Source organism: Virgibacillus sp. FSP13 (genome assembly GCF_054048505.1).
The window spans coordinates 92,771-104,631 of sequence record NZ_JBSVKG010000004.1 but is presented as its reverse complement, the minus strand read 5'-3'; the positions used below and the strand labels follow the sequence as shown (position 1 = coordinate 104,631).

Sequence of the window (11,861 nt, the reverse complement as noted above, 5' to 3'; positions counted from 1 at the left end):
AGAACTAACATCACATTAGTTGAGACATGGACAAGAATATGTTTTAATACATAGATGTGCAAATTTTTACCAAAGACAACAAAATAGAAAGGAATTGTGATAATGAACAAAGTTACACGTGTTTTTTGGATATCAGCTGTAGTTGCGATACTTTTTATCATATGGGGAATCATTCCAAAAGATGTATTACCACATGGTAACCTCGATAATGTAACAACGATCATTCAAACTTTTTTGGTCGATAAATTTGGCTGGTTTTATTTATTAAGTACCACAGGGTTTGTAATATTTGCCATCTATCTCATTTTTTCAAAGTATGGAAACATTAAACTTGGGAAACCAGGAGACAAGCCGGAATATTCTTATATAACATGGTTTGCCATGCTTTTCAGTGCAGGTATGGGGATCGGTTTGGTATTCTGGGGAGCTGCTGAACCATTATCTCACTTTCATGAACCACCATTTGGTGAACCAGGAACAAATGATACAGCAAAAACCGCCATGCAATACAGTTTCTTTCACTGGGGATTACATCCTTGGGCAGTATATGCAACAATTGCTTTGGCCTTAGCCTATTTTAAATTTCGCAAGCAAGCACCTGGCGTTGTAAGTGCTATTTTACAGCCTATTTTTGGTGATAGAGTAAAAGGACCTCTAGGAACAGTAATTGATTTTATCGTTGTATTTGCTACTGTTTTTGGCGTTGCAACGTCTCTTGGGTTCGGTGCAATCCAAATTAGTGGTGGACTTGCCTTTGTATTTGGTTTTGACCAAACAGTTACAATGCAATTCGTTATTATCCTAATTGTTACTGTTCTTTACTTAATTTCAGCTATGACCGGATTGAACAAAGGGATTAAGTACTTAAGTAACGCAAACATAGTTCTTGCTATTGCGCTAATGTTATTTTTGCTTTTTGCAGGACCAACGAACTTTATTATGAACTTCTTTACAACAACGTTTGGCAGTTACATTCAAAATTTGCCTGGCATGAGTTTTCGGATGACGCCATTTCAACAAGATAATACCTGGATTAAAGATTGGACAATATTTTATTGGGCTTGGTGGATTGCTTGGGCACCTTTCGTTGGTACATTTATTGCCCGTGTCTCCAGAGGCAGAACAATACGGGAATTTGTCTTAGGGGTTTTACTTGTACCAACTATTTTTGGAGCATTATGGTTTTCCGTTTTCGGCGGATCCGCTATCAATTTAGAGTTCTTCCAAGGCGTCGATATCATCCATTATGTAAATGATCTTGGCGAGGAAACAGCATTATTTGCAGTATTAGAACACTTTCCATTTGGAACCGTGATGTCGATAATTGCTATCTTATTGATTAGTACTTTCTTCATTACTTCTGCCGATTCAGCAACTTTTGTTTTAGGTATGCAAACAACTGGTGGTAGTTTATATCCGCCAAATAAAGTTAAATTTATTTGGGGTCTTATTCAATCAAGTGCAGCTGCTATTTTACTATGGCAGGGTGGTCTAAATGCGTTGCAGACCGCATCTATTATTGTCGCCTTTCCATTTGCGATAATTATGATCTTTGTCGTCTTTTCACTAATCAAGTCATTTAAAGAAGAAGCGAGACAATATGATTTAAAACGAAAGAAACAATAAATCTTAAGCCATACCACTGTTATGGTATGGCTTATTTAATGTCTATTTATTATTAATAAATAGCTAATTAAACTTGTTAAAACATATGCATATTCGGTTTCAAAAAATACAAAAGGAGAGCTGTTCATACAGCTCTCCTTTTCTTTTCTCATGTAATCTTACATTGTATGGATTGGCGTTCCTAATGCTTTTTCTGCTGCCTCCATCGTGATTTCACCTAAGCTTGGATGTGCATGTACAGTAAGAGCGATATCTTCTGCTGTCATGCCCGCTTCGATTGCTAAGCCAACCTCGGCAATCATATCGCTAGCATTCGGTCCAGCAATTTGTGCCCCAATTACAAGTCCATCTTCTTCTCTTGTAATAAGTTTTAAGAATCCATCACTATCATTTAATGACAACGCGCGTCCATTAGCTGCAAATGGGAATTTTGAAGCTTTTGCTTTGTACCCTGCTTCTTTTGCCTCTTTTTCTGTATAACCGACAGATGCCAGTTCAGGATCAGAGAATACAACAGCAGGCATACCAATATAATCGATTTCTGCTTTTTCCCCACTGATTGCTTCTGCAGCAACTTTCCCTTCATAAGAAGCTTTATGTGCAAGTGGTAAGCCAGGAACAATATCGCCAATTGCGTAAATGTTAGGTACGTTTGTGCGACATTGTTTATCAATTTTTATTAGGCCTTTATCATCTACTTCTATACCAACTTGCTCTAAGCCGAGTTCTTGCGTGTTTGGACGACGACCAACCGTTACCAATACATAATCTGCTTCAATTGTTTCTTCTTTACCTTTAGCTTCATATGTTACTTTTACGCCGTCTTTTGTTTCTTCAACACCTTTTGCCATTGCCTCAGTGATGATGGTAGCATTTTTCTTCTTAAGACGTTTTTTAACAACTTGTGTCATTTGTTTTTCAAATGTACCAAGGATGTCTTTTGCACCTTCTAAAATTGTAATGTCTGTTCCAAAGTTGGCATAAGCAGATCCTAACTCTGTTCCAATATATCCTCCACCGATAACAACCATTTTCTTCGGAATTTCTTTTAAATTCAATGCACCTGTCGAATCAAGAACACGGTCTGAGAATTTAAAGCTTGGAATTTCAATTGGTGAAGAACCGGTCGCAATAATACAATTATTGAACTTATATGTTTGCGAGTTCTTTTCATCCATAATTTTTGCTGTGTTTTGATCAACAAAGTATACTTCACCATTCACAATGTCTACTTTGTTTCCTTTTAATAACCCCTCAACACCAGAAGTTAATTTATTGACAACTTTTCCTTTCCATTCTTGCACTTTAGAAAAGTCAACCGAAACATTTTCTGATGTAATCCCAAGTTCTTCATTTCCATGTGCCTTTTCTGTTAAATGACCTGCTTGAATCATTGCTTTAGATGGGATACAACCAACATTTAAGCAAACTCCACCCAATGTAGCCTTCTCAGCAATGGTTACTTTTTGTCCTAGTTGTGCAGCACGGATGGCAGCAACATAGCCACCAGGTCCGGCTCCAACGACTAACGTATCAACTTCAACTGGAAAATCTCCTACTACCATAGTTTACGCCTCCATCATGATTAATTGTGGATCGTTCAATAATCGCTTAATTTGATTTAGTGCCAACTGTGCAGTCGCACCGTCAACAATGCGATGATCAAAGCTTAATGATAATGCAAGTACTGGAGCAACTACGACTTCTCCATCACGTACTACTGGCTTTTCAGCGATACGACCAATTCCTAAAATCGCTGCTTCAGGATAGTTTAGTACTGGTGTAAACCACTGACCACCTGCAGAACCAATATTTGTAATTGTACTTGATGCACCTTTCATTTCGTCCGGTGTTAGTTTACCACTTCTTGCTTTATCTGCCAATTCATTAATCTCTTGTGAAATTGTAAAAATGGATTTACGATCAGCGTCTTTTACAACTGGAACAAGCAGACCTTTATCCGTATCTGCAGCAATACCTACATTATAATAATGCTTGTAAATGATTTCGTCAGTATCATCATTAACAGCAGCATTGATGATTGGATATTTTTTCAATGCCGACACAAATGCTTTAGCAACATATGGCAAGTACGTTAATTTAATATCTTGTTCAGCTGCGACTGCTTTAAATTTCTTACGATGTGCTACAAGTTCTGTGACATCTATATCGTCCATTAATGTAACATGTGGTGCTTTTGTTTTCGAATTAACCATAGCCTTAGCAATCGACTTGCGAATTCCGCTCATTTTTTCGCGTGTTTCTGGATATTCGCCTTTTGGTGCAGTTTGTTCTTTCTGACTTTGTGTCTCTGTTTTGTCTGCTTTTTCAGTAGTACCCTGTGCAGATGGTTGATCACCATTTAAGAAGCTATCAATGTCTTCTTTAAGAACACGACCATTTTTACCTGATCCTGTTACCTTTTGAATGTTCACATCGTTCTCACGTGCATATTTACGTACAGATGGCATTGCGATAACTCGCTTACTATCATCTTGTGAATCGTCACCTGCTTGAGTTTGTTTCGTCTCTTGCTTAACTTCTTTTTTAGGTTCTTCTTTTTCCTTTGCTGGCTCTTCTTTATTATCCGTTTCTTCTGAGCCACTTTCATCATCTTCGTATCCTTCTGCATCGATGGTGATGATTGTATCACCTACAACTGCAACGGATCCCTCATCTACATTAACTTCTTTTACAGTACCATCTACTGGTGACGGAATTTCAACGACAGCTTTATCATTTTGTACTTCACATAAAACGTCATCTTCTTTTACTTCATCACCTGCTTTAAAAAACCATTTTGCGATTTCACCTTCATGAATTCCTTCACCAATGTCTGGTAATTTAAATTCATATGCCATGCCTTACTACCTCCAATCTAAAAATTAAAAGTTGATTACTTGCTGAGCTTTCTCTACGATATCTTTATGATCAGGCAGCCATACTTCCTCTGCTTGTGTAAACGCATAGACAGTGTCTGGTGCAGTGACACGTAAAATTGGTGCTTCTAGATGTAAGATCGCACGTTCTTGAATTTCAGAAATCACATTTGATGCAACACCTGCTTGTCGTTGAGCTTCTTGAACGAATACAACACGATTCGTTTTCTTCACTGATTCGATTATAGTGTCCATATCAACCGGTGATACTGTACGCAAGTCGATAACTTCTGCATCAATATTGTCTTTTTCCAATTCTTCTGCAGCTTTAAGTGCCGAATGAACCATTGCACCATATGCAATCAATGTTACGTCTTTTCCTTCCCGTTTAACATCGGCTTTGCCAATTTCAATTGTATATTCTTCTTCAGGAACTTCATCACGGAAAGAGCGATAAAGTTTCATATGCTCTAAAAATACAACCGGATCATTGTCACGAATAGCGGAAATTAACAATCCTTTTGCATCCTGTGGGGTTGATGGAATAACAACTTTAATTCCTGGTTGTTGGGCAATTAATCCTTCAAGTGAATCTGCGTGCAATTCTGGTGTGTGAACACCGCCACCAAATGGTGAACGAATTGTAATTGGTGCTGTGCGTGTACCGCCCGTACGATAGCGCATACGAGCCATTTGCCCATTAATAGAGTCCATTGCTTCATAAACGAAGCCGAAGAATTGAATTTCCGGCACAGGACGATATCCTTGTAAAGCTAAACCAATGGAAAGTCCGCCAATTGCTGATTCAGCAAGTGGTGTGTCAAATACCCGTTCTTCGCCAAATTCATCCTGCAATCCTTCTGTAGCACGGAATACGCCACCGTTTTTACCGACATCTTCACCAAATACAAGCACATTGTCATCATTTTTTAATTCTAAACGCATTGCATCAGTGATTGCTTGAATCATTGTCATTTGTGCCATGATTTACTTCGACTCCTTTTCTTTATATTCTTCCATTTGTTCTTGAAGATTCACTGGAAGTTCCTCATACATATTGGAAATAAGTTCGGTTACTTTTTGTTTTGGATAACTGTCAGCTTTTTTAATTGCTTGTTTAATATCATCTTTGGCTTCTTCAATTACTTTGTTTTCTTCTTCTTCGGACCACAACTTTTTACCTTCTAAGTACTTGCGGAATCGAACTAATGGGTCTTTCTTTTCCCACTCATTGTCAAGTTCTTCCGTACGATAGCGGGTTGGGTCGTCACCTGCAGTTGTATGTGGTCCGTAACGATAGGTTAATGTCTCAATTAATGTTGGACCCTCACCATTAATAGCTCGTTCACGTGCATCTTTTGTTGCAGCATAAACAGCGAGCACATCCATTCCATCAACTTGAACGCCCTCTATCCCAGCAGCAACTGCTTTCTGTGCTAGTGTTGATGCATTTGTCTGCTTTTCAACTGGAACTGAAATAGCGAAATGGTTGTTTTGCACAATGAAAACACCTTGAGCTCCATATGCCCCAGCAAAGTTCAATGCTTCATAGAAATCACCTTGAGAAGTACCACCATCACCTGTATAAGTAACTGCTACTGCTTTTTTACCACGCTTTTTCATTCCAAGTGCAACACCTGCAGCTTGTGTGTATTGTGCACCGATAATAATTTGCGGACTTACAGCATTAACTCCTTCTGGCATTTGGTTACCATGGTAATGTCCTTTAGAGAATAAGAATGCTTGATATAATGGAAGTCCATGCCAAATAAGCTGTGGAACATCACGATATCCTGGTAATATAAAGTCTTCTTTCTCCAAAGCAAAGTGACTTCCTAGTTGTGAAGCTTCCTGTCCTGCTGTTGGAGCATAAAAACCTAAACGTCCTTGACGATTCAATGCCATGGAACGCTGATCCAAAATTCGGGTATAAACCATTCTACGCATTAGTTCTTTCAAATCATCATCCGAAAGATCAGGCATAGCATCTTTATTTACAACTTTCCCATCTTCATTAAGAATTTGGAACATTTCGAACTGACTTTCAACACTTTTAAGTACGTGTTTCAAAATAGTTCACCTCTTCCTTTCTATATCCGTTTTAATATTTTCACTTCTAGCCTTCCCTAAACTTGAAAAAATCTGTACCATTCTGCCTTTATTCTTGTACCCTGTTTTGATTTTTATTAATCTTATTCTAAACCATTCTCAAAAACTGTTACATTCATAAAGGAAAATTTATTGATACAATAGGTGATCTATTTAGAGTTTAGCTTATTCATACGGATTTGGTCAATCACTTTGTTTTTATTTCTGTATTTTTATTGCAGTTTTTTAAACCAGATAGATGTAGTCATTACTCTTCTTTGCTTACCTGTTATATCCTATCTGCCTAACTGTATTAGTATGATTATCCAAACACATGACAAAACGCCATAAAAAAAGACTGAATTAATTCAGTCTTTTTTTATGGCGTTATTTGGAATCCTTTTTATCAGCAGGTTTTCCGTCTTCATATTCAACTTCTATATCGGCTACTTTATAAAATTCTTGTTTCAATTTATTATATTTTGTTGTGTGTGTATTGAAATCTTTATTTGCCTCCAGCACTTCTTGATAACTATCATTAATTTTAGTGATATGTTCTGTTAATGTCTCTTGTTCGATATCTTTCTTTTGCAACATTGTATATAATTCTTTTTCTAATTTTAATGATGTTGTGTAAGCTTTATTCAAAGAATCGTATGCTTGATATCGGTTCATCATTACATCATACATTTTCTCCGCCTTATCTCTTGTTTTTTTATCCTCAAGCTCATCGATTAAATCTTCTGTTTTTATAAATTCTTCTTTAGAGGCAGTGATGCTCTCTTTTTCTAATTCCACTTTTTTAGATCGTTTTTCAATTGTTTCAATTGCTTGTTGAGACAGATCTTTTATTTTATCAAAATCATCCATTCCTAAATCAATAATTTTACCATATAATTGCTGTTCATTTTTTTCCAAGTCAACAATCGTATCCTGCTGTTTTTCAAAAGCTTCTTCTAATGTTACGGCTTCTTCTAAATGATCGTATATCTTCTCTTTAGTCGATGATCCACTACATGCAACTAATCCCGCAATTAAACATATAGATACAACCATCATTATTTTTTTAAATGGCACGTTGACTGACCTCCTTCATTCATATCGGTTTCTAACACAATAAACGTTTTTTGTATAAAGTATAACATATGCGAACTAAAGATAATGGATGGTAATATGTCCTATAGCAAATTTATGAACTAATAGAACCAATTATGTTAAAATAAGAAGATGAAATCAATCAATATGGATAGATTTTATTCATTTTGGTCGCCATTATCATGAAATTGCATAGACTAGGAGTGTAAATAATGCTAACAATGAAGGATATTGTAAGAGAAGGCCATCCATCATTACGAGAAGTAGCAAAAGAAGTTGACCTTCCTGCAACTGAACAAGAAAACAAATTATTAGCAGATATGCTTGATTTTCTAAAAAATAGCCAAGACGATAAAATTGCTTGTGACTATGAATTACGACCTGGTGTGGGTTTAGCTGCACCACAACTCGGTATTTCTAAGCGCATGATTGCCGTTCATTTTCAAGACTTTAAAGGAAAATGGTATTCATACGGTTTGCTAAATCCAAAGATTGTGAGTCATTCCGTTGAAAAAGCATACCTCACAAGTGGAGAGGGATGCCTTTCTGTTGATCGATCAGTGGAAGGTTATGTTCCAAGGTATGCCCGAATCACGATCAAAGCAACAGACTTAGAAGGCAATCCGTTAAAATTACGTTTACGCGATTACGCAGCAATTGTTTTTCAACATGAAATCGATCATCTTGATGGTATTATGTTTTATGATCACATTAACCAAACAACCCCATTTGCCATTCCAGAAGACGCAAAAGCGATTGAGTAATGTTTAAATGAAATAGGCTACGAGAACATGTTCTCGTAGCCTATTTCATTTATAACAAACCGAATTGTTGTAACCCTTTCACAATGCCATTTTTGTCAACATCATCTGTTACATAATCCGCCACTGTTTTTAATTCAGAAACTCCATTTCCCATGGCAATTCCCGTTCCTACTTCTGTTAACATTTCTATATCATTTAAACCATCACCAAAAGCAAACGTATTACTAAGACCTATCCCACTTTTATCGATTAATTTTTGTACACCGATAGCCTTCGAACCTCCACGGGGTAGAACATCACACGAATAATCATGCCAGCGAATAAAGCGAAGTTCTTGATGATCATTTACAATAGAATCTTCTTCTCCCTTTCCACAGAACAATAATGCTTGATAAATCATATTACTTCGATAATAATCAGCATCAACTGCAGGATAATCGAATTTTAAGCTTCCAAAACTTTCTTTTATAAATGAACTTTCCCCTGTAGAAGCACGCATTTCATTACTACTCATAAAAACCATAGGAAAATCACTTGCTAGTGATCGTTGATATAATCGTGTTAACTCTTGTACGCCAAGCGGATTTTCGTAAATTGGTTTCCCTTCAAAAACAACGTATTGCCCATTAAAACTGACAAAAGACTCAATTTCTAGTTCCTTGCGAATATCCTCAAACATAAAAGGCGCTCTTCCTGTTGCAATCGCAACATAAACACCATTATTTTTAAGTTGCTTTATCGCTTTCTTCGTAGACATTGGTATCTTTTTTTCCTCATCAAGTAGTGTTCCGTCAATATCGAAAAATACTATTTTCTGATGCATTATCTTTTCTCTCCTTTTCCCTAAAGTTACTTTAACCATAAACTACCTTGTATAATAATTAATTCTAAGTGAAAAATGTTGATAAGGGAAATTTTCAGATTAACAGGGATTGTTCTTCAGGCATAATTTATAGTAAATATAAACTTTTTTAGGATAAATATAGTATTTTTATTTCATTATTTCTCAAACAGTATTATACTGTAAATAAGAGGGATTGGATCGGTAGAATATTTTTGCTTTGCTTTTCTTAATGATAAGGAAAGGAGATGCGACCCATCATGTTAAAACGCCTAAAAGAAAAGCTGAAAAAACGCTGGAAGGATTTTTTAGGCCGAGGACGTGTACCAACTACTTGTGAAAAAGACTACCACTGATGGAACCAATCACAGCACAAAAGTGAAAACGCCCGTTAAACATATGTCGGGTTACCCGGTTATACGAAAACTTAAAGTAATCAATACTAAATGAATCAACCATGCTGCGGAATTTAACAATTAATGCAGACAATCGGGTTGACACACTCGCTTATTATCCAATTTATTTAATAAGTGATTTTCAACCCTATTGTTAGGCTTATTTGAGTATTTTAAAAGATGCTTGGCTAATCGCTAAAATTTAATAGCGATAGCCTCCGTTTTTTTATACTTCATTCTTAAAACAAAGATTAAAGAAAAAAGGTAGGAGAGATGAAATGATATTTAAAGTATTATATCAAGAAAATCCAAGCGAAATCCCTGTACGGGAACGCACTAAAAGCCTTTATATTGAGGCAGAAACTGAACGTGAGGTACGTAATAAACTCATAGATCGCAAACTAAATATAGAGTTTATCCAACCATTAGATGAGGCACATCTAGAATACGAAAAGCATTCTGATCATTTTGAAGTGGAGAACGCCTAGTATATGAAGTTTGTTAAAAATGACCAGACAGCAGTTTTTGCATTAGGTGGATTAGGGGAAATTGGTAAAAACACTTATGGTGTACAATTTCAGGATGAAATAATTTTAATTGATGCAGGGATTAAGTTTCCTGAAGATGAATTACTAGGTATCGATTATGTTATTCCAGACTATACCTACTTAGTACAAAACCAAGATAAAATAAAAGGATTATTTATAACTCACGGACACGAAGACCATATTGGAGGTATTCCATTTCTTTTGCGTGAGATTAATGTGCCAATTTATGCTGGAAAACTTGCGATCGGTTTGATCAGAAATAAATTAGACGAGCATGGTTTATTGAGAAATGCTAAATTAAATGTTATCGGAGAAGATGATGTTATCAAATTCCGCAAAACATCTGTAAGCTTTTTCCGTACAACACATAGTATCCCTGATTCATTTGGTATCGTTGTAAAAACACCACCGGGAAATGTTGTGCATACTGGTGACTTTAAATTTGACTTCACCCCAGTTGGAGAGCCAGCTAACTTAACAAAAATGGCTGAAATTGGCGATGAAGGTGTACTATGTTTGCTTTCTGATAGTACAAACAGTGAAGTTCCAGGTTTTACAATGTCCGAACGTGTTGTTGGTGAAAGCATCAATGATATATTTAGTCGTGCGGAAGGTCGGTTGATTTTTGCCACATTTGCATCTAATATTTACCGACTTCAGCAAGTAGTCGAATCAGCAGTAAAACATAATCGTAAAATAGCTGTTTTCGGTCGTAGTATGGAGTCATCCATCACGATCGGACAAGAATTAGGTTACATTAGTGCGCCTAAAGATACGTTTATTGATGCCAATCAAATCAATCGTTTACCAGCAAATGAAGTAACGATTTTGTGTACCGGTTCACAAGGTGAAACAATGGCAGCTTTATCACGCATTGCCAATGGTACACATAGACAGATCCAGATTATTCCTGGTGACACGGTTGTATTTTCATCGTCTCCAATCCCTGGAAATACAATTAGTGTAAGTCGCACGATTAACAAATTGTATCGTGCAGGTGCTGACGTAATCCATGGAAAATTAAGCAATATTCATACATCTGGACATGGTAGTCAAGAAGAACAAAAACTGATGCTTCGCCTTATTAAACCAAAGTATTTCATGCCAATTCACGGCGAGTTCAGAATGCAGGTTGAACATACTAAACTTGCCAAAGCTTGTGGAATTGAACCAGCTAACAGTTTCCTAATGGATAATGGCGATGTGCTGGCATTAGGTAAAGACAATGCCATGGTTGCTGGAAAAATTCCTTCTGGTTCAATTTATGTGGATGGGAGCGGAATCGGTGATATTGGTAACATTGTATTACGTGACCGCCGTATACTATCTGAAGAAGGACTTGTTATTGTCGTCGTTAGTATTAATATGAAGGAATTTAAAATTTCTTCCGGTCCAGACATAATTTCACGTGGCTTTGTCTACATGAGAGAATCGGAGGACCTTATTAACGAAGCACAAAAGCTTGTATCTGCACACTTAGAAAAAGTAATGGAACGCCGAACAACACAATGGTCTGAAATTAAGAATGAAATTACCGATACGATTGCACCTTTCCTCTATGACAAAACAAAACGTCGGCCGATGATATTACCAATCATTATGGAAGTGTAAAATAGATTAGCGAA

General features: G+C 36.6%; 10 protein-coding genes. 4 read left to right on the top strand and 6 right to left on the bottom strand.

Translation table 11 applies throughout. From position 1 onward, the window contains the following. The first annotated feature begins 102 nt into the window (after window positions 1–102). Complete coding sequence (locus ACW2QC_RS05525) at window positions 103–1,626, top strand: glycine betaine uptake BCCT transporter (protein ID WP_457542984.1); 1,524 nt, start codon at window positions 103–105, stop codon at window positions 1,624–1,626. Window positions 1,627–1,784: 158 nt separating this feature from the next. Here ACW2QC_RS05525 and lpdA read toward each other — a convergent pair whose 3' ends face one another. The 5 genes from lpdA to ACW2QC_RS05500 form a co-directional block, all read right to left on the bottom strand. Further along, the gene (gene lpdA, locus ACW2QC_RS05520; RefSeq protein ID WP_457542983.1) at window positions 1,785–3,191 is read right to left on the bottom strand and encodes a dihydrolipoyl dehydrogenase; all 1,407 of its coding nucleotides are present in this window, start codon (window positions 3,189–3,191) and stop codon (window positions 1,785–1,787) included. 3 nt (window positions 3,192–3,194) lie between these two features. Then, window positions 3,195–4,487, bottom strand: coding sequence for a dihydrolipoamide acetyltransferase family protein (locus ACW2QC_RS05515; RefSeq protein WP_457542982.1), 1,293 nt, complete (start codon window positions 4,485–4,487; stop codon window positions 3,195–3,197). 24 nt (window positions 4,488–4,511) lie between these two features. Next, window positions 4,512–5,489, bottom strand: coding sequence for an alpha-ketoacid dehydrogenase subunit beta (locus ACW2QC_RS05510; RefSeq protein ID WP_457542981.1), 978 nt, complete (start codon window positions 5,487–5,489; stop codon window positions 4,512–4,514). A gap of 3 nt (window positions 5,490–5,492) precedes the next feature. Further along, window positions 5,493–6,536: a pyruvate dehydrogenase (acetyl-transferring) E1 component subunit alpha gene (pdhA, locus tag ACW2QC_RS05505; RefSeq protein WP_457543085.1), complete on the bottom strand. Its 1,044-nt coding sequence runs from the start codon at window positions 6,534–6,536 to the stop codon at window positions 5,493–5,495. Between the two features lie 444 nt (window positions 6,537–6,980). Then, the gene (locus tag ACW2QC_RS05500) at window positions 6,981–7,670 is read right to left on the bottom strand and encodes a YkyA family protein (RefSeq protein ID WP_457542980.1); all 690 of its coding nucleotides are present in this window, start codon (window positions 7,668–7,670) and stop codon (window positions 6,981–6,983) included. Between the two features lie 230 nt (window positions 7,671–7,900). Between ACW2QC_RS05500 and def the strand changes: the two genes are divergently transcribed. Then, window positions 7,901–8,452 (top strand): peptide deformylase, encoded by a 552-nt coding sequence (def, locus tag ACW2QC_RS05495; RefSeq protein ID WP_457542979.1) that lies wholly within the window; start codon window positions 7,901–7,903, stop codon window positions 8,450–8,452. Between the two features lie 49 nt (window positions 8,453–8,501). Here def and ACW2QC_RS05490 read toward each other — a convergent pair whose 3' ends face one another. Next, window positions 8,502–9,275 (bottom strand): Cof-type HAD-IIB family hydrolase, encoded by a 774-nt coding sequence (locus ACW2QC_RS05490; protein WP_457542978.1) that lies wholly within the window; start codon window positions 9,273–9,275, stop codon window positions 8,502–8,504. 691 nt (window positions 9,276–9,966) lie between these two features. Here ACW2QC_RS05490 and ACW2QC_RS05485 point away from each other — a divergent pair. Then, on the top strand, window positions 9,967–10,176 hold the full coding sequence (locus ACW2QC_RS05485; RefSeq protein ID WP_457542977.1) for a DNA-dependent RNA polymerase subunit epsilon: 210 nt from the start codon (window positions 9,967–9,969) through the stop codon (window positions 10,174–10,176). Window positions 10,177–10,179: 3 nt separating this feature from the next. Beyond that, a complete protein-coding gene (gene rnjA / locus ACW2QC_RS05480; RefSeq protein WP_457542976.1) occupies window positions 10,180–11,847 on the top strand; it encodes a ribonuclease J1 in 1,668 nt (555 codons plus the stop codon). The last annotated feature ends 14 nt before the right edge of the window (window positions 11,848–11,861 follow it).